Origin of the sequence: Streptococcus sp. 1453, assembly GCF_013276955.1 — a bacterium.
Taxonomy (GTDB): domain Bacteria; phylum Bacillota; class Bacilli; order Lactobacillales; family Streptococcaceae; genus Streptococcus.
Map to the genome: position 1 here is coordinate 33,449 of NZ_VMLZ01000012.1, position 26,131 is coordinate 59,579.

The 26,131-nt window shown below is 41.2% G+C and carries 28 protein-coding genes and 1 pseudogene; 4 read left to right on the plus strand and 25 right to left on the minus strand.

Annotated features, from left to right (window positions below; translation table 11 throughout):
• Window positions 1-53: 53 nt before the first annotated feature.
• The 20 genes from HW098_RS07815 to HW098_RS07910 all read right to left on the minus strand — a co-directional run bounded on the left by HW098_RS07815 (window position 54) and on the right by HW098_RS07910 (window position 19,384).
• On the minus strand, window positions 54-2,294 hold the full coding sequence (locus HW098_RS07815; protein ID WP_176139748.1) for a DNA internalization-related competence protein ComEC/Rec2: 2,241 nt from the start codon (window positions 2,292-2,294) through the stop codon (window positions 54-56).
• Window positions 2,278-2,907: a helix-hairpin-helix domain-containing protein gene (locus HW098_RS07820; protein ID WP_049511762.1), complete on the minus strand. Its 630-nt coding sequence runs from the start codon at window positions 2,905-2,907 to the stop codon at window positions 2,278-2,280. Before HW098_RS07820 ends, HW098_RS07815 begins: the two co-directional genes overlap by 17 nt.
• A 66-nt stretch (window positions 2,908-2,973) precedes the next feature.
• Window positions 2,974-3,543, minus strand: coding sequence for a GNAT family N-acetyltransferase (locus tag HW098_RS07825; RefSeq protein WP_176139749.1), 570 nt, complete (start codon window positions 3,541-3,543; stop codon window positions 2,974-2,976).
• A 105-nt stretch (window positions 3,544-3,648) separates the two neighbouring features.
• Window positions 3,649-4,653: a PhoH family protein gene (locus HW098_RS07830; protein ID WP_176139750.1), complete on the minus strand. Its 1,005-nt coding sequence runs from the start codon at window positions 4,651-4,653 to the stop codon at window positions 3,649-3,651.
• Between the two features lie 85 nt (window positions 4,654-4,738).
• Window positions 4,739-4,954 (minus strand): YozE family protein, encoded by a 216-nt coding sequence (locus tag HW098_RS07835; protein WP_001232089.1) that lies wholly within the window; start codon window positions 4,952-4,954, stop codon window positions 4,739-4,741.
• Between the two features lie 8 nt (window positions 4,955-4,962).
• Window positions 4,963-5,817, minus strand: a complete 855-nt coding sequence (gene cvfB / locus HW098_RS07840; protein ID WP_176139751.1) for an RNA-binding virulence regulatory protein CvfB — start codon at window positions 5,815-5,817, stop codon at window positions 4,963-4,965.
• A 59-nt stretch (window positions 5,818-5,876) separates the two neighbouring features.
• Entirely contained in the window at window positions 5,877-6,434 is a 558-nt protein-coding gene (frr, locus tag HW098_RS07845) for a ribosome recycling factor (protein ID WP_001262225.1), read from the minus strand.
• An 8-nt stretch (window positions 6,435-6,442) separates the two neighbouring features.
• Complete coding sequence (gene pyrH, locus HW098_RS07850) at window positions 6,443-7,180, minus strand: UMP kinase (RefSeq protein ID WP_000002996.1); 738 nt, start codon at window positions 7,178-7,180, stop codon at window positions 6,443-6,445.
• 83 nt (window positions 7,181-7,263) lie between these two features.
• Window positions 7,264-8,598: a methylenetetrahydrofolate--tRNA-(uracil(54)-C(5))-methyltransferase (FADH(2)-oxidizing) TrmFO gene (trmFO, locus tag HW098_RS07855; RefSeq protein WP_176139752.1), complete on the minus strand. Its 1,335-nt coding sequence runs from the start codon at window positions 8,596-8,598 to the stop codon at window positions 7,264-7,266.
• 382 nt (window positions 8,599-8,980) lie between these two features.
• Complete coding sequence (rsmI, locus tag HW098_RS07860) at window positions 8,981-9,859, minus strand: 16S rRNA (cytidine(1402)-2'-O)-methyltransferase (protein ID WP_176139753.1); 879 nt, start codon at window positions 9,857-9,859, stop codon at window positions 8,981-8,983.
• A 2-nt stretch (window positions 9,860-9,861) separates the two neighbouring features.
• On the minus strand, window positions 9,862-10,179 hold the full coding sequence (yabA, locus tag HW098_RS07865; protein ID WP_000358227.1) for a DNA replication initiation control protein YabA: 318 nt from the start codon (window positions 10,177-10,179) through the stop codon (window positions 9,862-9,864).
• Window positions 10,180-10,218: 39 nt separating this feature from the next.
• Window positions 10,219-11,109, minus strand: a complete 891-nt coding sequence (locus HW098_RS07870) for a DNA polymerase III subunit delta' (protein WP_176139754.1) — start codon at window positions 11,107-11,109, stop codon at window positions 10,219-10,221.
• Complete coding sequence (gene tmk / locus HW098_RS07875) at window positions 11,106-11,744, minus strand: dTMP kinase (RefSeq protein ID WP_176139755.1); 639 nt, start codon at window positions 11,742-11,744, stop codon at window positions 11,106-11,108. The genes HW098_RS07870 and tmk overlap by 4 nt, the downstream gene beginning before the upstream one ends.
• A 228-nt stretch (window positions 11,745-11,972) precedes the next feature.
• The gene (gene proC / locus HW098_RS07880) at window positions 11,973-12,770 is read right to left on the minus strand and encodes a pyrroline-5-carboxylate reductase (RefSeq protein WP_176139756.1); all 798 of its coding nucleotides are present in this window, start codon (window positions 12,768-12,770) and stop codon (window positions 11,973-11,975) included.
• A 3-nt stretch (window positions 12,771-12,773) separates the two neighbouring features.
• The gene (locus HW098_RS07885; RefSeq protein WP_176139757.1) at window positions 12,774-14,036 is read right to left on the minus strand and encodes a glutamate-5-semialdehyde dehydrogenase; all 1,263 of its coding nucleotides are present in this window, start codon (window positions 14,034-14,036) and stop codon (window positions 12,774-12,776) included.
• Between the two features lie 9 nt (window positions 14,037-14,045).
• Window positions 14,046-15,155: a glutamate 5-kinase gene (gene proB, locus HW098_RS07890; protein WP_240149474.1), complete on the minus strand. Its 1,110-nt coding sequence runs from the start codon at window positions 15,153-15,155 to the stop codon at window positions 14,046-14,048.
• Window positions 15,156-15,251: 96 nt separating this feature from the next.
• Window positions 15,252-17,138, minus strand: a complete 1,887-nt coding sequence (cbpE, locus tag HW098_RS07895; protein WP_176139759.1) for a phosphorylcholine esterase CbpE — start codon at window positions 17,136-17,138, stop codon at window positions 15,252-15,254.
• A 2-nt stretch (window positions 17,139-17,140) separates the two neighbouring features.
• On the minus strand, window positions 17,141-18,028 hold the full coding sequence (locus HW098_RS07900) for an RluA family pseudouridine synthase (protein WP_057487382.1): 888 nt from the start codon (window positions 18,026-18,028) through the stop codon (window positions 17,141-17,143).
• Window positions 18,018-18,479: a signal peptidase II gene (gene lspA, locus HW098_RS07905; RefSeq protein ID WP_057487381.1), complete on the minus strand. Its 462-nt coding sequence runs from the start codon at window positions 18,477-18,479 to the stop codon at window positions 18,018-18,020. The genes HW098_RS07900 and lspA overlap by 11 nt, the downstream gene beginning before the upstream one ends.
• Complete coding sequence (locus tag HW098_RS07910) at window positions 18,476-19,384, minus strand: LysR family transcriptional regulator (RefSeq protein ID WP_049488647.1); 909 nt, start codon at window positions 19,382-19,384, stop codon at window positions 18,476-18,478. Before HW098_RS07910 ends, lspA begins: the two co-directional genes overlap by 4 nt.
• Here HW098_RS07910 and HW098_RS10595 point away from each other — a divergent pair.
• Window positions 19,377-19,562 (plus strand): annotated as a pseudogene (locus HW098_RS10595) (AraC family transcriptional regulator). The gene HW098_RS07910 and the pseudogene HW098_RS10595 sit on opposite strands and share 8 nt — an antisense overlap.
• 52 nt (window positions 19,563-19,614) lie before the next feature.
• Here the strand turns inward: HW098_RS10595 and HW098_RS07920 are convergent.
• Window positions 19,615-20,286 (minus strand): CPBP family intramembrane glutamic endopeptidase, encoded by a 672-nt coding sequence (locus HW098_RS07920; RefSeq protein ID WP_176139760.1) that lies wholly within the window; start codon window positions 20,284-20,286, stop codon window positions 19,615-19,617.
• A gap of 41 nt (window positions 20,287-20,327) precedes the next feature.
• Window positions 20,328-20,549 carry an SP_0924 family bacteriocin-like peptide gene (locus HW098_RS07925; RefSeq protein ID WP_173218238.1) on the minus strand — a complete coding sequence of 74 codons (222 nt, stop codon included), beginning with the start codon at window positions 20,547-20,549 and terminating at the stop codon, window positions 20,328-20,330.
• A gap of 270 nt (window positions 20,550-20,819) precedes the next feature.
• On the opposite strand from HW098_RS07925, the gene HW098_RS07930 reads away from it, so the two are divergent.
• The 3 genes from HW098_RS07930 (at window position 20,820) to HW098_RS07940 (ending at window position 23,442) form a co-directional block, all read left to right on the plus strand.
• Window positions 20,820-21,629: a Cof-type HAD-IIB family hydrolase gene (locus HW098_RS07930; RefSeq protein ID WP_176139761.1), complete on the plus strand. Its 810-nt coding sequence runs from the start codon at window positions 20,820-20,822 to the stop codon at window positions 21,627-21,629.
• A gap of 141 nt (window positions 21,630-21,770) precedes the next feature.
• The gene (locus tag HW098_RS07935; protein ID WP_176139762.1) at window positions 21,771-22,679 is read left to right on the plus strand and encodes an ATP-binding cassette domain-containing protein; all 909 of its coding nucleotides are present in this window, start codon (window positions 21,771-21,773) and stop codon (window positions 22,677-22,679) included.
• A gap of 10 nt (window positions 22,680-22,689) precedes the next feature.
• Window positions 22,690-23,442 (plus strand): ABC transporter permease, encoded by a 753-nt coding sequence (locus HW098_RS07940; protein WP_176139763.1) that lies wholly within the window; start codon window positions 22,690-22,692, stop codon window positions 23,440-23,442.
• Between the two features lie 39 nt (window positions 23,443-23,481).
• Here the strand turns inward: HW098_RS07940 and HW098_RS07945 are convergent, their stop codons facing one another.
• From HW098_RS07945 to aguB, 3 genes are all read right to left on the minus strand, one after another.
• Entirely contained in the window at window positions 23,482-24,360 is an 879-nt protein-coding gene (locus HW098_RS07945; protein WP_176139764.1) for a HAMP domain-containing sensor histidine kinase, read from the minus strand.
• Window positions 24,357-25,058, minus strand: coding sequence for a response regulator transcription factor (locus tag HW098_RS07950; RefSeq protein ID WP_176139765.1), 702 nt, complete (start codon window positions 25,056-25,058; stop codon window positions 24,357-24,359). Before HW098_RS07950 ends, HW098_RS07945 begins: the two co-directional genes overlap by 4 nt.
• A gap of 190 nt (window positions 25,059-25,248) precedes the next feature.
• Window positions 25,249-26,124 carry an N-carbamoylputrescine amidase gene (gene aguB, locus HW098_RS07955; protein ID WP_176139766.1) on the minus strand — a complete coding sequence of 292 codons (876 nt, stop codon included), beginning with the start codon at window positions 26,122-26,124 and terminating at the stop codon, window positions 25,249-25,251.
• Window positions 26,125-26,131 lie beyond the last annotated feature (7 nt).

The following is a 26,131-nucleotide window of genomic DNA, read 5'->3' on the forward strand; positions in this document are numbered from 1 at the left end:
TATTATGCAACAGATTTTTAGTTTATTTTACTAATATATAGTATCTATCTTTCCTATCGAACGCTTTCTATTTTCCAACTTTTCCACCCTTTAAAGCGTATAGCCCCTTGCTGGTCAGTTCGATATACTTTGCTATTGATAGTTTCCAGTCGTGTCAAGGTTTCCTGATGGGGTAGTTTCGTTCGATTATTCTTTTCAACTGAGATGAGAGTCATCTCTGGTTTGAGCTGTTCTAAAAAGGCTAAACTTGATGATTTTTTAGAGCCATGTTGGCTAGCTTTCAAGACATCCACCTTTAGGTCAGGATAATGCTTCATCAAGGCCTTCTCCCCCTTCTCATCCAATTTTCCTGTGAAAAGAAAGTTTTTATCCAAAAGTTTTCCATACAAAACCAGGGAATCTTCATGACCTCCATCTCCAATTTTCCTTGGAGATAGGACTTCTATCTGACTTCCAAAAATTGGCAAGTTCTCTCCTGCTGTTATACTTCGAACTTTTGTTTGGGTCGCTTGTAGTTCTGCAACAAATTCCTTCTGTTTCAAACTGCCTTTGGACACTAAAATTTCGCCTACATGGAATGCCTTGGTCACCTCCAACAAATCTCCAATATGCTCCTTGTCCGTGTTAGTCAAAATTAGCTGGTCAATCTTGGCTACTCCTCGACTTTTAAGATAGGGCATCAAGGTTCGCTGGGCATTGCTGGTCGTCGTCTTTTCTTGCCATTTTTCGATTTTCTTATCAGATTCTGCCTTGCCACCTACATCTATGAGAATGGTCTTCCCAGTTAGATCCCTTAGGAAAATACTTTCACCTTGCCCCACATCCAGCATTGTAATTTCATTTTCCAGTGGATGCTTTGTCAAGAAAAAGAGTCCTGTAATCAACAAGCTCAATACTGCTAGCCTTTTAATGTTTTTCCTCAAATCATAGACCAAAGCCAAGGAAATTAACAATAAGATTAAAAGCCATGCATTGGGTTGTCCAAAGACCAGAGGTCTACTTGCCACCTGTGATACCAAGCGAATCATTCCCTCCAACCATTCAAAAATAAAATTAAGCTGAATGACTGGATAGAGAAAGGAAAGGGCAAATAAGATAGACAAGAGCGGTAAGAAGACCAAGTCAAAAAGAAAGGAAAAGACAAAGGTCAAAAGGATGGACCAAGGCTGAAATTCCGCAAAATAGAAGGATAGAATGGGGAATATACCCAAAGAAATGACTAGACTTTCTCTGGCAACAGCCTTGAGCCCCTCCTCTTCTTTGCTGGTCATGGTCAAGATAAAAGCATAAGCACATGACAAAACTCCTCCTGCAGTCAGGAAAAAGTTGGGCATGATAATAAAGAGTACAAGCACAGTCAAGGCAAAATTATCCAAGCCCTTAACACCATGTTGAGCCAGTAACTTTTGTAAGAGACTGCGAATGACCGAGGCTGAAAATCCTGTTAGCCCTGCATAAATAAGGGAAAAGGGATAAGTCAGCCACTTCAACTTTTCTTGGGTCAAGCCCAATCGTAAGAGAAGTTTCTTAAAGCCTTCCATGAAAAAACCTACCTGCATACCAGACAAAGCAAAAAGGTGGATAATTCCTAGACTGGAATAAAGCTCATTCATCTCCTCAAAATCTGTGTCCAGATGTCCTAGCAAGAGACCTGTCATGTAATTGCGCATAGGGTCTGGAAAATGTGTCTTAATCCAAACTACAGCCTTACGGCGTAAACTGGACAAGTTTTCGCCTATATCCCAACTGCTTACCTTTTGAAGTGACTGGATTTTTTTGATATTGAGAATCTGGTAAATTCCCTGAGTCTTCAGATAAGCTTGGTAGTCAAAGCTACCAAAATTTCTCTGCCCTTCTGGCTCCGAAAGCTTCCCTTCTAGTCCTATCTCATGAAGGTCGGTTAAAGCTTGAAAGGCTTCTTTTTCTTCCTCAGACTGGAGTTTATGGTAGACTTGAAAAATGCGTCCATCAGACTTGCCACGAAAGGATAGACTGTCACCATTGACCTTAATAGTGTCAGGCAAAATCCGCACCCTCTCAACAGAATCCGCTAAGTTTTGACTCGCTTGACTCTGTTGCCAATTTTGAAACAGAAACCAGAATCCAAAGATTCCGCAAAGCAGTAGAACTTTACTAGCTGATTTCCACGAAAATTGGAAAAAAAGACAGACTAGCAGAAAAACGAAACCCAACAAAGCAAGATAGGATGCTGAGAAAATAGCGTAGTAAAGCCAGAGCAATAGAAAACTCAGATAGATTAGGGGAAGGGGGAAATTTTTAATCCACTGCAACATAGTCTTTTAACTTTTCTATAGTCTTGGCACCAATGCCAGAGACCTTTTTGAGCTCGTCTACTGACTTGAATTTCCCATTTGACTCACGATGGTCGATAATGTCCTGAGCTCGTTTTCCTCCCAGTCCCTTGACCTGTTTAAGCTCTTCCAGACTGGCCTTGTTGAGATTGACCTTCTTTTCCTTGCTTGTTGAAGAAGCCGTCCCAGAACCTGCCTGCTGACTAGCTGATTCTTCTCCCTTAGTGGGAACGTAAACCAGAGCCTCGTCACTAACTTTCTGAGCTAGATTAAGCGACTTGCTGTCTGCTTGCTCTGTCAAGCCACCTGCCTTCTGAACAGCGTCATTGACTCGACTACCTACAGGCAAATCATAAATCCCTGGCGATTTAACAGCCCCCTTCACATCTACTGTGATTAGGTCTTGTTCAAGGGGTTCTTCCTTTTCGAATACCGAATCCTTGGAAACAGCTGCAACTTCTGCCTGCAAATTCGTTTCTTTTACAGGTGTTTGTGGAGCTGGTTTTAGCAGGAAAAATCCTCCTACAAGTAAGCCCAGACCAGTACAGATGACAATGATTTTATACTCTTTGATTTTCTCGATAATTGCTTCCATATTTTCTCCTCTCTTAGATTATTCGTAAGAGAAAGAAAAAACAGTCGAAAATTTCTTTTCAACTGCTTATTTATTTGCAAAATAGTCTTCCTTGGTCAAGACATAATGAACTCTTGTAACGATTCGGCCTTTTTCATGCTGGTCCATACAAGCATATGGTTCTGCATGTGAAAAACGCATGCCTGATTTCTCCATGACCTTTCCAGATGCAGGATTGTCCTTATCGTAAAGGGCAGTCAACTTATTCATCCCTATCTTCTCAAAAGCAAGTTCAATTACGGCACGATTGGCTTCTGTCGTCAATCCTTGATTCCAATACTTTTTATTGATAATGTAGCCAATAGCTGCCTTCTTAAGAACAGGATCAATCTTGTGTAAGTCAATAGTTCCGATAAACTTGCCATTATCTTTTAATTCGATCCCCCAACGCCCCAAGGGATTAGCCAAGTAGAACTGAGCAATGTTATTCTTGGTTTCTTCCAAACTTTGATTTGTTTGAAAAGTGTAGCGCGTATTTTCTCTGTCTGAGGCATACTCAAACATAGCTTCCGCATCATCCAAGGTTACAGGTCTAAGCAATAAATGCTCCGTTTCTATATACGGATACTGGGCAAATTTTACAAAAATTGATTCCATAGGTTTCCACCACTTGAAAAGTTTCTAACTAATATAAGGATATTGAATGAAATATTTAAAAAGCAAATTATACTTAGTATTGAGATAACTTTAATTACAAAAGAGCTATCCTTCAGACAGAGGTTGAGACTCTAATTCTTCACTCTCTTCATTCTTGACAGGTGCTGGTTCATAAGCTCGGATAATCTGAGCGACAACTGGATGGCGAACCACATCCTTGGCTGAAAAATGAACAAAGTCAATTTGATGAATGTTCTTGAGTTTTTCTTGGGCATCAATCAAACCGGACTTGACATTACGTGGAAGGTCAATCTGACTGATATCTCCATTGACAATCATCTTAGAATTAAAACCTAGACGAGTCAAGAACATCTTCATCTGCATGATGGTCGTATTTTGCGCCTCATCGAGAATGACAAAGGCATCATCCAAGGTTCGTCCACGCATGTAGGCAAGGGGCGCAATTTCAATAATTTCACGCTCCATGAGACGAGTCGTTTGGTCTTTCCCCAGAATCTGATACAAGGCATCATAAACAGGTCGAAGGTAAGGATCCACCTTCTCCTTGAGGTCACCCGGAAGAAATCCTAGACTTTCTCCTGCTTCCACTGCTGGACGAGTCAGGATAATCCGTTTGACCTGACCACGTTTAAGGGCAGTCACTGCCAAGGTCACTGCAAGAAAGGTCTTCCCTGTCCCTGCTGGTCCGATTCCAAAGGTCACATCGTGTTGCTTAACGCTATCCACATAAAGCTTTTGACCTAAGGTTTTAACACGGATAGGCTTCCCTGTATTGTCTTTAATGATTTCTTCTTCGTAAAGGGCGACAAACTTGTCAATTTCATCGTTTTTGACCATGCTAATCGCAGTTACCACATCTGGTGTGCCAACCGTCATTCCCCGATTAACCAAGACCATGAGAGCTTGAATAATCTGACGAGCTTCCTCACAGGCAGTCTCCTCTCCCAAAACCTGGACAATCTCCGTACGGGCATGAATTACCACATCAAGCTCTTCTTCCATCAAACGAAGATGGCGTTCATTGGAACCAAAAAGATGAAACAGATCATCTGGATGACTCAGTTGAATGTCTATTGAATGTTCCTTCAAATAAAGAACCTCTCTAATCCTTTTATTTCTTTTTATTATAGCAAAGGGATGGATAAATTACTAGCCCAAACCTAATGAATAAAGTCTAGTGTTCTAAGTATTCTTGCCAGATAGCGTCAAAGTCTCCTAGGTTAAAAGAGAAACTGGCATGTTCTTCCAGAAAGCGACTCACCTCATCAAAATCATCGGTGTGTTTTGGGAAAGATGACTCTTCAAAAGCTAGGTCTGCCAAGATAGCTTTGGGACTGTTACTTTTAGGATTGCGCTCGGTCATGAGCCAAGTGTAAAATGATTTTCTCATAAATCACCCTAAATCAACTCTGTCCCAAACTGGTCTTGCTTGATTTTACCAGCCTTCATCAAACCGCCGAGTGCTTTCTTGAACTGACCTTTAGAAATGCCAAAGGTTGCTTTAATGTCGTCTGGAGATGACTTATCATTTAAGGTCATGAAACCGCCATTGCTTTCCAAATAAGTCAAAATCATCTGAGCATCATTTTCCAACATTTCAAATGAACGTGGTTTGAGGGAGAGGTTCAAGGTACGGTCCACTTCACGGAAACCAATGACACGCGCATCTAGAACTTGACCCAATCGTGGCTCTGCGTAGCGTTCGCTAGGATGGATAAAGCCAAGCATGTTATTCTCTGGTAGGTAAACAAAGGTTCCTGACAGCTTGAGGCGATATACAATGGCTGGCCAGTTTTGGTTCTGCATGTTGTTGTAGGCAGGACGAGCCAAACGTTGGAAGTCTTCTTGATAGGCTAAGAGTCCCCAGATACGGTCTTTCTTGTCTACTTCAAGACGGATGTAGAGTTGATCGCCCTTCTTAGGCCAGAGTTCCTTGAGCTCAGGGAGAATATCAAGTGACACTACGATTTCCTTTTCAGGAAGGCCTGTATCCACAAAGACACCCAAGTCTTTACGAACTTCTGTGACACGGCCCCAACCAAATTGATCCTGAGTGGCAGTTACTTCTAAAGTGGTCAAGCGGAGCTTTTGCTTCATATCTGTATAAGCAAAACCTTTAACCGTATCACCTACTGTATGCTGACCTTCTTCCTTGGCAAGCGCATAGGTTTGGCCATCCTTTTGCACAAAGTAAAAACGGTCATTTTCATCGATGATCAGTCCAACGATAAAACTTGCAAGATTTGTATTCATATTTCCTTCTTTCGAATAAAACTCAGCCAGCAATGCCAACTGAGTTTTTCTGTTTATTTTTAGACTTCCAAAAGTTCTTTTTCTTTGTTGGCAGTCATGTCGTCGATGTGTTTAACAGCATCGTCTGTTACTTTTTGAATATCTTTTTCAAGAGTCTTCAATTCGTCTTCAGTGATTTCTTTTGCTTTTTCTTGTTTCTTAGCTTCGTCCATAGCATCGCGACGGATATTGCGGACAGCCACTTTAGCATTTTCGCCGACCTTCTTCACTTCTTTAGCTAGGTCACGACGAGTTTCTTCTGTAAGAGCAGGGATAACCAAACGGATTACAGAACCATCGTTAGCTGGTGTGATACCAAGATCAGAGGCATTCAAGGCACGTTCGATGTCTTTCAATGAAGACTTGTCAAATGGTGTTACTAACAAAACACGCGCTTCTGGAATCGTAATTGAAGCGATTTGGTTAAGAGGAGTTTCTACTCCATAGTATTCTACATGTACACGGTCCAGCAAGCTTGCATTGGCACGACCGGCACGGATACCACCAAATTCACGAGCAAGTGATTGGTGAGACTGGGTCATTCTCTCTTTAGCTTTTTCAATAATTGCGTTAGCCATAATCTTTCTTATTCCTTTTCTTCGATATTATTTGAAACTGTTGTTCCGATATTTTCACCAAATACGACACGTTTGATGTTGCCTGGTTGGTTCATGTTGAAGACAACCAAGTCAATGTCGTTATCCATTGAGAGGGTTGAAGCTGTTGAGTCCATGATACGAAGACCTTTATTGATAACGTCACGGTGAGTCAATTCTTCAAACTTAACGGCTGTCTTGTCTTTCTTAGGATCAGCATTATAAACACCGTCGACCCCATTTTTAGCCATAAGGATGGCATCTGCTTCGATCTCCGCTGCACGAAGGGCCGCTGTTGTATCGGTTGAGAAGTAAGGTGAACCAATTCCGGCACCAAAGATAACGATACGGCCTTTTTCAAGGTGACGAAGGGCACGTCCACGGACATAAGGCTCTGCCACTTGTTGCATAGCAATAGCTGTTTGCACACGTGTATCAACCCCAACTTGTTGCAATGAATCTGCCATCACAAGAGCATTCATAACAGTCCCAAGCATTCCTGTGTAATCTGCCTGAACGCGGTCCATTCCTGCTTCTGCAGCAGGTTCACCACGCCAGAGATTTCCTCCACCGATAACAAGGGCAATTTCGATACCTAAGCTATGAACTTCTTGAATCTCTTTTGCGATTGTTTGAACTGTTTGGATATCAATCCCTACGCCACGTTCACCGGCAAGGGCTTCACCTGATAACTTGATTAAAATACGTTTATACTTGGGATTCGCCATTTTCACTCTCCTTTTTTTATCCTACCTATTTTATCACAATTTCTAAGATTTTTATAGTATCATGAGCAATTCTTTCAAAAAAATTAGACAGTCAAAAATTCCTCTAAGTCGGCAAGGGCACGCTCTGCAATTTTTTCATAACGAGCCTTCTTATCACGGATACGTTCGCCTTCCAACTCCTTGATGATTCCAAAATTGACATTCATCGGTTGGAAATGTTTGCTGTCAGCATGGGTTATGTAATGAGCTAAGCTTCCGATAGCCGTCGTCTCTGGGAAAATAGCCTCACTTTCTCCCTTGAAAAGACGAGCAGCGTTAATACCCGCAACTAAGCCTGAAGCTGCTGACTCAACATAGCCTTCTACACCCGTCATCTGACCAGCAAAGAAGAGATTTGGTTGTTTCTTAGAACGGTAAGTCTGCTCAAGAAGATTTGGTGAATCCATATAAGAATTGCGGTGCATGACACCATAACGAACAAACTCAGCATTTTCAAGACCTGGAATCATTTGAAAGACTCTCTTTTGTTCTCCCCATTTAAGGTGGGTCTGGAAACCAACAATATTGTATAGGCTACCAGCTGCATTATCCTGACGAAGTTGCACAACCGCATAAGGTGTTTTAAATTCGCCATCACGAGGTCCTGTGTAGTCGTCCGGATACTCAAGACCCACTGGTTTCATAGGTCCATAAAGCATAGTTTTAATGCCACGCTTGGCCATGACTTCGATAGGCATACAACCTTCAAAATACTTTTCTTTTTCGAAAGAATTAAGCGGAGCTTCTTCCGCATTGACCAAGGCTTCATGGAAATCCATGAACTCTTGCTTGGTCATTGGAGCATTGAGGTAGGCAGCTTCTCCCTTATCATAACGAGACTTGAGATAAACCTTGCTCATATCGATGGTGTTGACGTCGATAATAGGCGCTGCCGCATCGTAGAAATAGAAACCATCACCGTCATTAAGGGCATGAATTTTCTCAGCTAGGGCATCACTAGTCAAGGGACCAGTCGCCACAACTGTGATAACATCCGTTGGCAATTCTGTAATTTCATCACGCACCACTTCAATCAAGGGATGATTAGCCACTGTTTCGGTCACCATTTGGGAGAAACCATAACGGTCCACCGCAAGGGCTCCTCCAGCGGGAACACGTGTAGCCTCAGCAGATTCCAAAATAACAGAACCCAAGCAACGCATTTCTTCCTTGAGGAGACCCACTGCATTTGTCAAAGCATCCCCACGAAGAGAATTAGAACAAACTAACTCTGCAAAATTGTCTGTTTTGTGCTGGGGTGTTGACTTGATACCACGCATTTCATAAAGTTTAACTGGAATACCACGTTCTGCAATTTGGTAGGCTGCTTCAGAACCTGCCAAACCAGCACCGATAACATTGATATAAGATTGAGACACGACACTAATACCTCTTTGGGAGTGTGAAGACAAGGTTCACATTGAAAAAGCCAATCGGACTTAAGAGCTTTCGAATTTCTTGGCTCAGGATGAAAAAGTCCACAGAACTTACTTCGCTTTCAAATTTCCTGGCTCAGGCTGAAAAAGTCCCCCGGACTTACTTCGCTCTCGAGTTTCTTGGCTCAGGCTGAAAAAGTCCACTGGACTTTCCTCGCTTTCGAGTTTCTTGGCTCAGGCTGAAAAAGTCCACAGGACTTACTTCGCTTTCGAGTTTCTTGGCTCAGGCTGAAAAAGTCCCCCGGACTTTTTCACTCCCACAAATCTTTCTATTTTTTTCTTCTACTAGTATAACAAAAAAAGGGAAGAAGGCAAACTTCCCTGTTTAGTCATTTTCTTGATTTTCTTCCCAGTCGTGGTAGGCAGCGTAGAGCTGGCTTTTATTCCACTGGTAAATCTTAGCAACTTCCTTAATAGCTTGGTTTTTCTTCATGCCTTGCTGGATGCGAGATTGGATTTCTGAAAACAAGTCCTCCTCGTCCTTCTCCTCCACATCTTGGCTGGCACCCTCAACAATGAGAAGGCATTCGCCCTTGAGTGGTGTTTCAGCTATGTTTTCCAACAATTCAGAGATCTTTCCTCGTTGGTATTCTTCATAGATTTTGGTCAATTCTCTGACCAAGACGACCGAACGATCACCGTAGACTTCTAGCATATTTTCCAATGTATCTGCCACACGATGGGGCGATTCATAGAAAATTTGTGTTTCAGGATAGTCTTTTTTTGAGTCGAAAAATTGTTTTTGCTGGCCTGATTTTCTCGGTAAAAAGCCGTAAAAGATATGGGGCTGCGGCGCTAGACCACTGGCAATCAAGGCAGAAATTCCTGCAGAGGCACCTGGAACAGTCACAACCGCAATTTCTTCCTCAATGGCTGCCTTAACTAAATCATGACCAGGGTCTGAGATGCTAGGCAGACCCGCATCAGAAACCTGAGCAATACTTTGCCCTGCTTTCAGGAAACCAATCAAATCAGGAATTTTTTCCTTAGCATTATGCTCATGAAAACTGATCTGCTTTGTCTGAATGTCGAAATGCTTGAGCAAAAGACCTGTATTGCGCGTATCCTCAGCTGCAATCCAGTCCACTTCTTTCAAGGTCTGAATAGCTCGAAATGTCATATCATCTAGATTGCCAATCGGCGTTGCTACTAGGTACAGCTTGCCATAGGGAGACTGCCCCTTAAAACTTTTTTGAATCTGCATGCTTACTCCCTGTATAACAACTCATCACAGAACATACATTCTTCGTCCTGCTCTCGACGTTGTCCATAAAAATCATTACACACGTGAAAACCATCTTTATAAATCCGACGGACACTTTCACGAACATGCTTGGCCTTGACAGGAGCATCTGCTTCCACCTCACCCAAGCGTTCTCGCAACTTACTATTTTCCAAACGAAGAGCTGTATTTTCCTCTACCAGGCTCTTGAGATTTTTCTTGATGGCTTCCACATCGGCCAAGGTTACCAATAACTGTTGGGAAAAATCATCCAGCGCGTCAAATAATTCTTTTTTGTCCATAAACCAGCCCTTTCCTTTCTTTATCATTCATTTTTTAGTTTATATTTCTTTCAAGACCAGATATTCCATGGCATTTTGAAAGCTGACATTAGCTTGCCACATTTTTCTAGCTTCTAGCAAATCTTGTAGAATCACTCTTACTCTTGCTTGCAGGAGGTCCTGCCCACAGAGGACTTCAAGAATCCGTAAAACCTGATCTTGTTTTTCCTTGTCATCAGCCAAGTTCGCTAATTTAGCAACCTGCAAATAACTTTCTTTTTTCTTAGCCACTAACCAAGTCAGCAGGCGTTCACTTTCATCGACTAAGATCCAAAAACTTGCCTGATTGGCTAACTTTTCTGCTTCAGCTCGCGATTGACTAAACTGGGCTAAAAGAGTTGCTTTTTTCTTGACCAGACCTGCTTGTTCTAATTGATGGATGAGCTTTTCTTCTTGCTTTTTAAAGTGGAAAATCTGCGTCCGACTTCGGATTGTCGGTAAAATCTTTTCTTCATCGCTGGTCAAGAAGAAAATATAAACCTCACTCTGGGGTTCTTCGATGACCTTGAGCAGAGAATTGGCTGCGTTGGGGTGCATCTTCTCAGCTTGCTCGATAATAAAAACCTGCTGCTGGCTTTCAATCCCTGCTTGAGAAAACTGTCCCACCAATTCCCGAATGCGTTCTGTCTTAATAACCTGATTGACTGGCTTAATCAAGGTGACATCGGGAAATTCTCCCTGTTCAATCAGCTTACAATTTCGGCATTTCTCACATGGTAAAATACCTACTTTATCCGTGCAAAAGAGACTTTTAGCTAAAAATTGCGCCATTTCCAAGCTTCCAAAGAAACCTGAAAAGAGGTAGGCATGATTGAGCTGGTCTTGTTCTAGGATACGGACAAAGCGGTCAAACTGGGCTGGTTGGCAAGCCTTTAGTTGATCTTGTTTCATTTGGCCAAGCCCATTCTGTCAAACAAGACAGCCTTGGTAGTTTCCACAACCTGCTCCAAAGGGAGACTAGCATCGATCTTGACAATGCGATTTCCTTCTTTATCCAGAAGAGAAAGATAGCCTTGTCGAACTTTTTTATGCAAGTCCAAGCCTTCCAAGTCCAAACGATTGACCTCGCGATTGCTATTAGCAGCAATGCGAGCCAGTCCTTCTTCTACCTCGATGTCAAAATAGAGTGTCAAATCAGGTTTAAGGCCATCTGTCGCAAACTGATTGAGCCAATCAATGGCGTCAATATCCAAGCCACGACCAAACCCCTGATAGGCAAGAGAACTATCGATGAAGCGGTCCATAATGACCAACTTACCAGCTTCAAGGGCTGGAAGAACTTTTTCCACCAAGTGCTGCCTGCGACTGGCGATATAGAGAAGGAGTTCTGTCTTCGAATCCATCTGAGTATGACTTGGGTCCAAAATCACTTCCCGAATCTTCTCCCCAATCAAGACTCCGCCAGGTTCACGGGTCGTCAGCACCTCTACTCCTTTTTCCTCTAAAATTGGTAGCAGAGCCTCTAAAACACTGGTCTTTCCTGCTCCCTCCGGTCCCTCAAGAGAGACTAAAAATCCTTTTGACATGTCTAACTCATTTCTTTTTTACTACTTCTATTCTATCAAAAAAATAGGGGTTTGTGACAATCTTTTTGTCTTCTCATTTCATACTCAATGAAAATCAAAGAGCAAACTAGGAAGCTAACCGCAGGTTGCTCAAAACACTGTTTTGAGGTTGCAGATGGAAGCTGACGTGGTTTGAAGAGATTTTCGAAGAGTATCAACCACCATAAAAGAGGCAGACACATCCACCTCTTATTTACCTAGTTCTTGTGTTCGTTTGTAGGCTTGACCAACTGCATCCATGACCGTTCCTCGAAAAGCATGCGCTTCTAGGCTCGCTACACCAGCGATAGTCGAACCGCCTGGGCTGCAAACTTGGTCTTTCAAAACTCCAGGATGTTGCTGACTTTCAAGGACCAATTGCCCCGCTCCTACCACAGTTTGAGCCGCCATTTTCAATGCTGTCTCTCGTGGCAATCCCGTCTGAACACCTGCATCTGCCAAGGCCTCAATAAAGAGATAGACAAAGGCTGGTCCACAACCTGCAAGACCTGTCGCCGCGTCAATTAAGCCTTCTCCTAGTTCAACCAAGAGGCCAGCCTTGGTTAAAAGCTGACAAAAGAGAGCACCGTCCTCAGCCCTGCAATTAGGAGACAAGGCATAACTAATCACTCCTTGTCCGATAGAAGCAGGGGTATTTGGCATCATACGAATAATTCGGTGTTGACTTGGGATAAGACTTGCTAGTTTTTCTAAAGTCAATCCAGCTGCCATGGAAATCAAAAGAAGACTTTCGCGTTTTTCAAGGATGGTCTGGTATTGAGAAAGCAAGTCTGAGAACTGTGCAGGCTTTACTCCTAGAAAAATCACATCTGCTTCTGCGAATATTTCTTCGTTGCTTGAAGCCTGACCACCAAAGTCGGCAACGAAAGCATCCACCTTGGCTTGGCTACGATTGGCAAGGAGAATCTCATCTGCCAGTCTAGTCTGCAAGACAGCCTTGGCCAAACTAGCTCCCATATTCCCCAAACCGATAAATCCAATCTTCATCTCTTACTCCCTTATCTGCCCGTCACCAGTAACCACATACTTGTAGCTAGTCAATTCTTTTAAGCCCATTGGACCACGCGCATGCAGTTTCTGAGTAGAAATTCCCATTTCACAACCCAGACCAAATTGGCCACCATCGGTGAAACGAGTTGATGCATTAACATAAACCGCTGCAGAGTCCACTTGATCTGTAAAGTAAGCTGCAACTTCAGCATTTTCCGTCACAATCGCATCCGAATGATGGGTACTGTGAGCCTCAATATGGGCAACCGCTTCTTCTAAACTGCTCACAACTTTAACAGCTAGGACATAGTCTAAAAACTCGGTGTCAAAGTCTTTGGCCTCAGCCGCTTGACCTGAAAGAAACTGACTTGCTTTTTCATCCAAGCGGAATTGAATTGGTTCCAACCCAGCTTCTTTTCGATCTGCAACCAGCACCTTCTCCAAGCGAGGAAGGAAGCTTGCTGCCTTGTCTTCATGAACAAGTAGAACCTCCATGGCATTGCAGACAGAAGGACGACTAGTTTTAGCATTGTTGATAATAGACAGAGCCTTGTCTTCATCAGCATCCTTATCTACATAGACATGGACAATCCCAGTCCCTGTCTCAATAACAGGTACGATCGCATTTTCAACAACTGCATTGATCAAACCAGCCCCTCCACGAGGAATGAGAAGATCTAAATAGCCCTTGGCCTTCATCATGGCATAGCTACTTTCACGGCTGGTATCTTCCACCAGTTGAATCACATCTGGATGAATGGTAGTCGTCTCCAAGCCCTTTTTCAAGGCTGTGACAATAGCATGAGCTGTTTGATAGGCATCCTTCCCACTACGAAGAACAACTGCATTCCCACTCTTGAGAGCCAGAGCAGCCGCGTCAGACGTCACATTTGGACGGCTTTCATAGATAATACCAATAACTCCCATAGCTACACGTTTCTTTGTGATAACCAAACCGTTTTCAAGCTGATTGGTTTCTAAAACTTCACCGACTGGATCTGGTAAGGCAACCACTTCACGAATTCCTCTTGCCATTGCTTCTATACGACCTGCATCCAAATAAAGACGATCCAGCATCACATCTGAAATTTTACCTTTAGCCGCTTCCATATCAAGGGCATTAGCCGCTAAAATCTCCTCAGTAGCTGCTAGTAAGTGATCAGCCATGGCTAGCAAGGCTTGGTTTTTTACGTCTTCACTAGCTGTGTTGATAGACTTCTTAACAGCCTGTACCTGTTCAAATTGTTCTTGTGTACTTACCATAGTTTACCTCTAAAATTCTGTAAAGAGTAGTTGGATTTCAGGCGTAATGGAAATCCAGTCATCGCGGTGAATCAAGACCCCCTTGGCTTTTTGAGAACGCAACATATCCTCCAAAGCAGATGCCCCAAATTGCACACGTCCTTTTCCAAGTGATTTTCCACTTTCCTTGTCAAATACTGTCACGATATCACCGTAAGAAAAGGCTCCTTCTGCTTCAACGATACCAGATAAGAGAAGACTCTTTCCATGTTGAGAGAGAGCTTCTGCGGCCCCTTTATCAACCCAAATAGAACCTTGACTCTGAGCATAGAAAGCCAGCCATTGTTTCTGGGTACGAAGTCCCTTCTCTTGCGCAACAAAGTAAGAACCATCCTTGGTATCCTCAGCCGCCTCCATCATGGCATCTGCCTTCAAGGATGAGCAGATATAAACAGGAACTCCTGATTCTGTCGCAATAGTTGCAGCCTTGATTTTGGTTAACATACCACCTGTACCATTAGACGAACCTGCTCCACCAGCCATATCAATAATCTCACGATTGATGGTCTCGATTTTCTCCAAGCGTTTGGCTCTTGGATCTGAATGAGGGTTTCCAGTATAAAGACCGTCGACGTCTGTCAAGAGAACCAAAAGGTCTGCTTGGACCATGGCTGCAACCTGTGCACTCAGAGTATCATTGTCCCCAACCTTGAGCTCATCAATAACGACACTGTCATTCTCATTGATGATAGGAATCGCCCCACGGCTAAGTAGAACTGACAAGGCCTGATGGGCATTTTTATAACGACGCTTATCCACAAAGTCATCCTGGGTCAGCAAGATTTGGGCAGAAACGATTTGACGCAAGAGAAGATTGGTCGTGTATTCTTCCAACAAAAGCCCCTGCCCTACCGCTGCTGAAGCCTGTTTATCAGCAATCTTAGTCGGACGCTTTTTAAATCCTAAGGCTCCAAAACCAGCCGCAATGGCACCTGACGACACCAAAATCAATTCATGACCAGCCTCGTGCAACATAGCTAACTGCTGGGTAATAGCCTTTACCTTACTACGTGATAAACTTCCATCCTCATTCGTCAGAGAAGAAGTCCCCACCTTAAAGACAATCCGTTTATATTTCATAGTCTCACTCCGATTATTCATATTTATCCATTATAACATGAATAACAGGAAATAGAAAAGAGTTGATAGGAAAAAGAAGGCCCTAAAACCTTCTTTTTACTTCTGTTCTGATTCCGATTTGTTTGCAGTCGTTTCAGAGCTTTGTGAAGTTGATGAAGTCAAATCTTGACTAGTTGAAGAACTTGTAACACTTTCATGTTGACTCGTTTCTTTATTTTCAAGATCTTTTGTCACTACTTCATTGGATTTTTTTATTTCTGAATGACTTGTAGTTTTAATTGTAGCAGATTTTTCGACTGGAACATCCACTAACCAGACACCACTTGAATCAACAGTATAACCTTCTGGTGTCTTACCGTTCACAAGTAATTGACCATTTTCTTTCAAGAAGTACCATTTATCCTTGTCCTTGATCCAACCCACAGCTCGTGAACCGTCTTCCTTGTAGAAGTACCAATCGTTTGCCTTTTTAAACCAACCTTGCTTCATAGCTCCTGAATCTTCCAGATAATAATGTTGACCAGCAACTTCTATCTCGCCTGTCTTCATGATACCAGTAGAATCCATATAGTACCAGGTTTCTTTATCTTTTACCCAGCCCGTTTTCATTTCTCCTGATTGAGCAAAGTAATACCATTGCCCCTTATATTGAAGCCAGCCTGTCTTCATAGAGCCATCCTTTGATAAATAATAGGATTGACCTCCAGTATTTACCCAACCAATTTCCATCTGATTTTCTTTGTTGAAATAATACCAGATTCCATCAATTTTCTTCCAATTTTTAGCAGAAGCACCAGAGTCTGTCAAATAGAACCAATGATTGTTCCATTTTTTCCATTGATTCTGTAACAAGATACCCGTTTGGTTGAAGTAATACCATTCACCTTCGATTTCATTCCAACCGACAGTATACTCTCCTGTAGAATCAGGCGCTTGATACCACCAGTTCCCATATGCACTCTTATGCCAACCAGCTTGAAAACTTGGAATCGGCTTGTAGGAAGTTGAAATATTGACAAAACCGTCTTGTCGAATATCAAAAACTGTTGCATCATAGTCTTTGCTGGCTGCGTTGATTCTCTCAATTCCTCGTTCTTTGAGCCAATTAACATACTCACTATCAACACCATTTTTCCAAGGTAGACTATCCGAAGTTTGGACAATCAAACTCGGACTCAAATTTTTAATGAAATCCTTGGTATTTGATTTGTTGGTATCATGGTGATGATTAAACTTCATCAAATCAACTTTTCCAATAAGAGGTCCATACTTGTCTTCCGCTCCATGCACATTATCTAAATCGCCCCCAAGGTAAATTTTCTTGCCATTGACTTTCACCACGCTAATCAAGGAATTGGAATTGTCATCCCAAATTTTCTTTAATTCACCTGATGAATCAGTTTCATTTTCATAGTTATAGAGTTGAATATCCATGTCCCCAAACTGAAAATGAGCATCCCCTTGTGTGATATTTTGAATAACTGAAACACCTTTTTCTGCAGCAGTCTGTAAAACCTTATCATAACCGTACAGATTATCCCATAAACGTTCAGAATTAGTAATACGATTATCACTATATTTTTTAAGATAAACTCGGTCAACTGGATAGGTAGACAGTAATTCATCAACATTTCCAATATGATCACTGTGGGTATGGGTCACCAAAATAAAATCAAGTTTTTGGACACCCAATTCCTTCAAACGACGAAAGACACGGTCTGTCAGAACATGCTTATAAGACGTTTCAATTCCTTCTCTCCATGGATAGCGAGAATCACTTCCATCTGGGAAATCATAATCTTCTCCTGTATCCACCATGGCAAAATGTCCATTGCTTTCAAGAATAATCGCATCACTGCCACCTTCTTGAACATTTATAAAGTGGATTTTATTTCCTGAACTTTCTTGAGCTTGAACATTTCCATGCAATGACAAACCTAAAAAAGCGCCTGCAAGTGCTAAACTAATCAATTTCTTTTTCATTCTTACTTCCTTAATTTCTCCAAGGTTTCCTTAAAAATCTCTGGGATATCTGCTGTAAATTCTAAGGTCTCACCTGTTCTCGGATGAGTAAATCCTAGAGTCTTGGCATGAAGAAATTGTCCATGTCCTTTCAAAGTCTTGCGAGGACCATAGACTTCATCACCAGCGACTGGATGACCAATATAAGCCATGTGAACACGGATTTGATGAGTGCGACCTGTCTCCAGTTGTAACTCCACTAAGCTATAATCTCCAAAGCGTTCCAAGACGTGGAAACGAGTCACTGCAGGCTTCCCTTTAGCAGTCACAGCCTGTTTCTTACGATCTTTTTCACTTCGACCAATCGGTGCTTCAATCACACCACGATCATTAGGCAGATTTCCATGAACAATCGCCCAATATTTGCGAAGAGACTTTTTATCCTTAAGTTCTTGAGCAAGTGCTAAATGCGCCTCATCATTTTTAGCAATCATGAGAAGGCCAGACGTATCCTTATCAATACGATGAACAATTCCTGGACGCAGAACCCCATTGATACCCGACAAATCCTTAATATGGTACATAAGGGCATTTACTAGGGTTCCACTAGTATGACCAGCACTCGGATGCACAACCATTCCCTGAGGTTTGTTAACGACAGCCACATCCTCATCTTGGTAGATGATTTCTAGCGGAATATCCTCAGCCACATACTCTAAAACTTCTGGTTCTGGAACATGGTAAGTGACGACATCGCCCTCTTGGACAGTGTATTTAGCTTTCTTGACTTGGCCATTAACCAAGACCTGTCCTGATTTGATTTGTTCATTCGCGAGACTGCGTGATAATTCTGTCAAATCTGACAAAGCCTTATCCAAACGCAGGCCACCAGTTTCAATTTTAATTTCCATTTATTTCCTCTTTTAGCATTGCAATCAATAAAATAATCACTCCAACCGTCAGATAGCTATCTGCCACATTGAAAATTGCAAAATTGATAAAGTCAAGGTGAAACATATCCACAACAAAGCCCTGACTGATCCTGTCAATAAAATTTCCAAGTCCACCAGCAATAATCAAAGTCAAACCCAAGACCATCCAGAGTGAATCCGCCATGTGTTTATGTAGATACCAAATGGCACCTACCACGACAACCAGAGTAATGACAGCGAATAACAACTGCTGATCTTGTAAGATCGAAAAGGCTGCACCTCGATTTTGCAGGTAGGTCAAGCTAACGAAATTGGGAATCCAGGAGCGCACTTCACCCAGTGGAATCTGTTGGACGATATAGGATTTAACTAACTGATCCAGCGCAATCAAAAGCAGTACAATGACTGCCACTATTGTTCTTTTTTTCATGATTTCCTCTTCTGATTAAAATATTCTTGCATGACTTCTACGAAGAGGGTCCCAGCTTGACTGAGTTCCACTTCTTCACGTTTAACATAGACCATGCGGTTATCTAGGTTATCCTTGAGACGAATAACTGTAATGCCATTGACACTGTCACTATCTAAAAATCCAGAACCTGTTGCATAAGCGTCCGTCCGCTCCAAAATACCATTCAAGGTGGCTCGGTCTGTCACATTAAACATCTGTGAGCTAGCGCTGGTATCAACAAAGTTCTCTGAATAATAAAGGTACTCGTCTTTTTCTTGAGTGAAACGAACCGTTGGTAGATCCGCTAAATCCTCCATGACCAATTCCTCTTTCTGGGCTAAAGGATGCCCTTCACGAAGATAAATGTGAGTATGGAAGGGAATCAATTCAATGACCTCCAGACCTAGCTTTTCAATCCTCTGCATGATACCCTTTTTATTTTGATTGTTGAGGTAGATAATCCCAATCTCACTGTGCCCTTGCGCTACTTCGTCTAAGATTTGAACAGTAGTTGATTCAAAAATACGGAAGTTCTTATAGTCAGGATAGCGCTCTGAAAAAGCCGTAATCGTCGGTGGCAAGAAGTCATAGTGCTGACTAGCAATGGAAAATTCATCTTTTTCTTCTTCAGGATTGGCATACTGATTTTGAAAAATATCAAATCCTTTGACCAATTCTTGCGCTTTTTCGTAAAATTCCATACCACGACGGGTCAAAAAAGTCCCTGAGCTGGTCCGACGGAAAATCTTAAAGCCCAATTCTTTTTCCAAATCCCGAACAGAAATAGACAGACTCGGCTGACTAACATACATCTTTTCAGCAGCTTCACGGAAAGTACCGCTATTTGCAATAGCCACAACATAGCGTAATTGTTGAATGTTCATCTTCTACCCCCAACTTCTTTATCTTTTCATTATACCATATTTTAGAAGTTTTCCAAAAAGGAAAAAAACATCCTATTCTTCTTCACTATCTGCCTTTCTCAAGCTAATCTTATTTTCAAAATCAATTCAAAAAATAACTGGATACACACTACTCCAATATCGAAAAGAAAAACGATGACTATTTGTGAAAAAAAGAAAATGCCGGAAAGTTCCGACATTTTTTTAGTAAGCTAACTTCCTGAAAATAGGAGTAACCACACATTCCAGAAAGCAGTGATATTGATGAGAATATGAACTAGTATTGGATAGTAGAGATTTTTTGTCATGCGATACAGTAGAGCTAAAATGAGACCTCCACTAGCATAAATGAAAAAAGCAAGAGGAGTTAAAGCAAAATTGATATGAATATAACCGAAAATAATAGCAGAAAGCAAGACATCTCCGTACCAAGGCGAGTTTTTGAAAAAGGTTGTCATAAGCACACCGCGATAAATCAATTCCTCAGCAATAGGGCCGATGAAGCAAGCCATGAGCAAGAAATAGGGTAATTCCTGTCTCCCCATCATTTCTATCGTTTCATTCAAAGAGATTTGATTTGAAGACGAGGGTATGAAATAAGACAAGAGGAAGTCAGACATATACAAAGTGATGTAACCCAGTAAAAGGTAGATAAAATACCTCAACTGCCACTTGAAATGAAAAGTCTTCTTTCCTGCAAAAACTAGTAGATAGATGACCGCTAATAAAAGACCTCCACTCTCCATCCAAAGCAGAATCTGAAAAAATTCACGACTTGCTGGTAGATAGGGCTTTGCGAGGTGATTGAAAATTCCCCAAAACCAAGTTGATTTGTAAAAAATTAAGGATAATGCTAGTAAAATCTGAATAATCCGTTTTTTCATATTAAATCCTCTGTTTTCTCCATATTCCTAATAAATTTTACTTAAAATCTCACAGGACTTCCTTTGCAAAGATGATTGCCTCCTCCAATATATCCTAAATCATAGGTTCCTCTGGGACAAAATCCATGAACCGGCATAGTTAATACCGGCTCTATTTGCCAAGGAAAATAACCATTAGGTTCTTTTCCATAGGGATCTGCTCCACCTTGTATCAGCTCTAATTCTTCATTTGTTAGATTTATATTTTTTGTCATTAAAATCATGATATATTTCCTCCGTTATTGTTTAGATTAGTTGAGTAATCTGATACTCATACCTACTTACAAAAAAACTATTTTAAGCTAGTTTTTTTATGCTTGTCTAGTTGCAACATTGACAATTTTAGTATAGCATATATTGGCGAAATATCCTCTTCAAATCATGAATTGTCATCAAAACATCCTAAACTGTAAAATCAATTAGTCTCGTTCCTTTTACCATTATCTTCTCCAAAATATGCTATAATAATACCAAAAGATAAAGAAGGAAGTCTTATGATTAAACTACTAGCCTTGGATATGGACGGAACCCTCCTCAATGAAGCCAAGGAAATCCCACAAGCTCACATTACTGCTATTCATCAAGCTATTGAAAAAGGTGTCAAACTGGTTCTCTGTACGGGGCGCCCGCTTTTCGGTGTCCTCCCCTACTATCAAAAACTGGGGCTTGATCTCCAAAATGAGTATGTCATTGTTAACAACGGTTGTTCAACTCACCAGACTAGTGACTGGGGACTAGTTGACTGGCAAGAACTCAGTCCAGCTGATATCGAATACCTCTATGACCTAGCAGAAAAAAGCGACGTCCAGTTGACCCTTTTTGATGAGGAACATTATTTTGTCCTCGGTGGCAAGCCCAATCAAGTCATCCAAAATGATGCCGACCTAGTCTTCTCAGACCTGACAGAAATTTCTCTTGAGGAAGCGACTAGTGGCAAGTACCGTATGTTCCAAGGGATGTTTTTGGGGACAAAGGAGCAAACAGATGATTTTGAGCAGCGTTTTGCTGAGGAACTCTGTCAACGTTTTAGTGGAGTTCGTTCGCAGCCTGTCATTTATGAAGCCATGCCACTTGGTACGACAAAGGCTACTGCTCTTTCTCGACTAGCAGAGATTTTGAAGATTGATTCCTCAGAAATTATGGCCATGGGCGATGCTAATAACGACATTGAAATGCTCCAGTTTGCAGGGCTTGGGATTGCAATGGGAAATGCCAGCGATTATGTCAAATCCCTTGCTGATGATGTTACAGACAGCAACGAAGAAGACGGTGTTGCGCGTGCCATTGAGAAATATATTTTATAATTAAGAAGCCCAGTTCATATCAACTGGGTTTTGATATTTAAGAATTCCTAAAACTTTAGAAACTCTTTAGAAATCCTTGAGCTTTCTTTGATTTCTATGCTTTATACTAGAGTTATCAAAATAAATCAAAAGGAGAGAATCATGAAAACAGTACTTGACATTCATGGATTGTCCAAAAACTTTGACAAACAAGCTATCCTTCAGGATCTTCATCTAACGATAAGAGAGGGAGATATTTATGGACTTATTGGGAAGAACGGAGCTGGGAAAACCACCTTAATCAAAATCATTACGCAACTACTGTTTGCGGATAAAGGAACTGTTTCCCTCTTTTCTAGTCAATCGGAAAATGAGTGGACCAAGGCTCTATCTCGAGTAGGTTCAGTAATCGAATCACCTGTAGCTCATAATCACTTAACAGCCTATCAAAATCTGAAATATTACTGTATGATTCGTCATATTCCAAATGCTGATCAAGTCATTCGTGAAACCCTGGACTATGTAGGTTTGGCAGATACAGGTAAAAAAGTCTTTCGAGATTTCTCTCTTGGAATGAAGCAAAGACTTGGGATCGCCATTGCCCTTCTATCCAAACCTGACTTCCTGATATTAGATGAACCTATAAACGGTCTCGACCCAATCGGTATCAAAGAATTTCGACTCATGATTCAACGGCTCAATCAAGAGAAAGGGATCACCATTCTCATCTCTAGCCATATCTTGTCAGAACTCTATCTCCTAGCCAATCGTTTTGGTATTTTAGATCAAGGCAAGGTTATCCGTGAAATCAGTAAAGCTGAATTTGAAACACTAAGTGAGGATTATATTGTCCTTAAGACAGCTGATCAAGAGGAAGCTTGTCAAGTATTGAAAGAACAAATCCAGCTCCAGTTCAAGGTTGTTAATCCAGAAAATGAAATCCATATCTTTGGTCAGGAACAAGATGTCAAACAGATTCTCAAAGAATTAACCTTGGCAGATGTTGCCATTGACGAGATTTACTATGCCCGTCAAAACCTAGAAGAATACTTCACTCAATTGGTTCAATAGGAGGAAAATCATGATACATACCATTCAAGCAGACTTTTACCGTCTTTTCCGTTCCAAAGGATTCTGGATTACAGAGTTCATTCTCTTTTTACTCATGTTAATGGGGGCTATTTTTGGGGCTACGGGTCAACTAATGGCAATCCAGACAGAAGAACCAGATATACCAATCCAAGGTTGGAATGGTATACAAGCCCTGATCAACGCATCTAGTCAAGGTTCAAACCTCGTTTTTCTCTGCATCGTCCTAGCCTGCCTCGTTCTTGGCGTTGATTTAATCGGCAAACTCTATAAAAATAATTTAACAGTGGGTGTTTCTCGTACCGAGTTTTTCTTTGCCAAAGCCTTTGTATTGGCTTGCATTGGACTTTCTCAACTCATCATCGGTCTCGTGATTGCCTTTATTCCAGCAACGATCTTAAATGGATTTGGAACTATGCCTGATGGCTTTATTGGAAATCTACTGGTAACCATTTCCCTTCAATTTCTTTGCCTCCTTGCTTGGCTTTCCATTGTTTCCTTCATCCTCTATGTTAGTCATTCTTATCTTGCGGTATTTATTGGTTATTTGGTCAGCTCTATCTTACTTTCTATGCCAATGATCATTTTTCCAAATATCAAATTTTTACCCTATTTGTCCTTGCAATTTTCCTATGCTATGACTGCTAATAGTGAGTCAATTTTTTACACACTTATAGTTAGCTTAGCTGTTATTGTAATCTTTAATATAGGTGGACTAATAGTTTTCAAAAAGAAAAGTCTATAAAAAAGACCTCCTCTAGCCTACAGAGGAGGATTCTTTTCGTTAAAAATAAATGAAAACTGACAACCACTGCCCATCTGTGCTTAGTTTCATCTCTGCACCGAGAAGATGGCATAATTCCTCAGTGATATAAAGGCCTAAACCAGAGGATTCTTCGGTGTCTGATAAATTTTCAGAATAAAAACGGTTGCTGAGATTTTCTATTCTTCTAATGGGTTGTTTGACAAGGTTTGCAATCTCTAAGACAAGCTGTTCCTTTTCCTTTCTCAAAGATAGACGCGCTTCTTCCTTGCCATGCTTGAGGACATTTCCAAGCAAATTTTGTAAAATTCGATCCAGCAAGTCTTCATCAATTCTCATTTTTAAATCATCTTCAACCTTAAAATCAAGCGTGATATTTGCCGCCTGAAAAACATCATAATAAGCCAGAGTCTTTTTGGTGATAAAAGTTGAAAAATCCACTTCTTCCAGTTTCGGTTTGACAGCTCCTTCCATCAAACGACGGTATTCTAGGAGAGCCTCCAAACGTTTGGAAACTAAATCAAGATGCTGGGCTATTTTTTGTAGGGTTTCTTCTTTGTTTTCAGGAGACTTTATCAATTGTTGGGTGTAGCCTGAAGCGATAGTCAGAGGTGTCCGAATATCATGGGCGATATTGCTGATGGCCATATCCAGAGTCTGCTTTTCCCTTTTCATAACCAACCGAGATTGTTCCACTTCTTGAAATAGATTTTCAATTTGCTGGTAGAGATGTAAAAAATGTTTGGAAAAAATGCTGACTCCGACTCTTTTCATACTACCTGTGAGAATCTTGTCTTCAATCTGTTGACTCAAGTTTTTAAGTGCTAGATGGTAGCGAATCAATGCAATCGATAAAATAATTAGGAGTACCAGTAGGATATAGATTATCATGTAGGTCATTGCTTGTCTCCTTTTAATCTTACCCCAACTCCCCAAATGGTTTCAATATATTCTTGAGTTGGATCCAGATGGTTTAATTTTTTACGAAGATTACTCAAATGCGTATTGAGGGTATTATCTCCAGGTAGGTAGCTATCCTCCCAGACCAATTCATAAAGTTCTTCCTTGGTAAAAATTTTCTTAGGGTGTTTAAGGAGAGTTTGGAGAATCAAGTATTCTTTCTTAGCAAGACGAATGGTTTCCTGACTATTTTTGATTTCAAAACTTTCGGCATCAAACTGGATATTTTTCAAGTTTTGTGGCAGATTTTCAGTTTTTTCTATTTCCATAGGCTGTTTTTCTACGCTTTGACGTAATTGAACAGTAACTCTGGCAAAGACTTCATCCAAATCAAAAGGTTTGACTATATAATCATTGGCACCGTCTAAGAGGTATTGACTGATTAACTTCTTATCGCTCAAAGCCGTTAGCATAATGACTGGAATTTGACTTTGTTCCCTGATGGCTTTTAAAACCTGATCCCCATTTTTCCCAGGAAGCATGATATCGAGCAAAACGAGGTCAATCCCACCTTGGTCAAAACGCATGATTCCTTCTGTACCAGAAAAGGCTTGAATCACCTCATGCTCTTCAGTAAGAAGTGTTCGTAAAATCTCTTGAATGTCACTATTGTCTTCAATAACCAATATCCTAGCCATAAATACCAACCTTTCTGCAACTATTATAGCATGTTTTATTGATAAAGCTTAAACAGAAAAGCTCCTCGCATAAAAGCGCGAGAAAGCCTTAGAGGATTAAAATATAAAATCCACTTGCTAGATGACCTAGCATCCCTATAATTGCTAGTGAAAACGAGTCTAGCAGAATGAATCTCTTATTTCTCCCCTACTAGTCCGTAATACGTTGATACATTTCGGGTCTTCTATCTCGAAACAAGCCCCAGTTTAGGCGTTCGCTTGCTCCCTTGTCTAGGTCATAAGTTGCTAACAGAACAGCTTCTTCTTGTCTTTCAGCTCGTTCTAGAATAGCTCCTGTTTCATCCGTCATAAAGGATGAACCGTAGAAGTCAAGACTGGAACTCTGTCCACCATTTTCCTCACTAGGAGTGACTTCCTCCAAACCATAGCGATTTGCTGCGATGATTGGAACAATATTTGCTGCTGCGTGTCCTTGCATGGTACGTTGCCAATGACCACAACTATCTGTATCCAAAATCGGCTCTGAACCGATGGCTGTAGGATAAAAGAGTAATTCAGCACCATTCAATGCAAGACAGCGCGCTGTTTCAGGGAACCATTGATCCCAACAGATACCGATCCCAATCTTGGCATAGCGAGTATCCCAGACCTTGAAACCTGTATTGCCAGGCGTGAAATAAAACTTTTCTTGATAATAATGATCATCTGGTATGTGGGTTTTCCGATAAACGCCCAGCACTTCCCCATCTGCATCAATAACGGCAATAGAGTTATACAAGACATTGCCATCTTTTTCATAGAAACTGATTGGTAAAACGACCTTTAGCTCCTTGGCAATGGTTTTAAAATGCTGAATAGCTGTATTGTCTGTCACCGACTGAGCATGCTGGTAGTAGTCATACTGACGTTCCTGACAAAAGTATGGACGTTCAAACAATTCGGGTAAAAGGATAATTTGTGCACCTTGTTCTGCAGCCTGACGTACTAAACGCTCTGCTGTTTGAATATTTGTTGCCACATCCTGAGTACATTGCATCTGAATGGCTGCAACTCTTACATTTCTCATCTTTTTC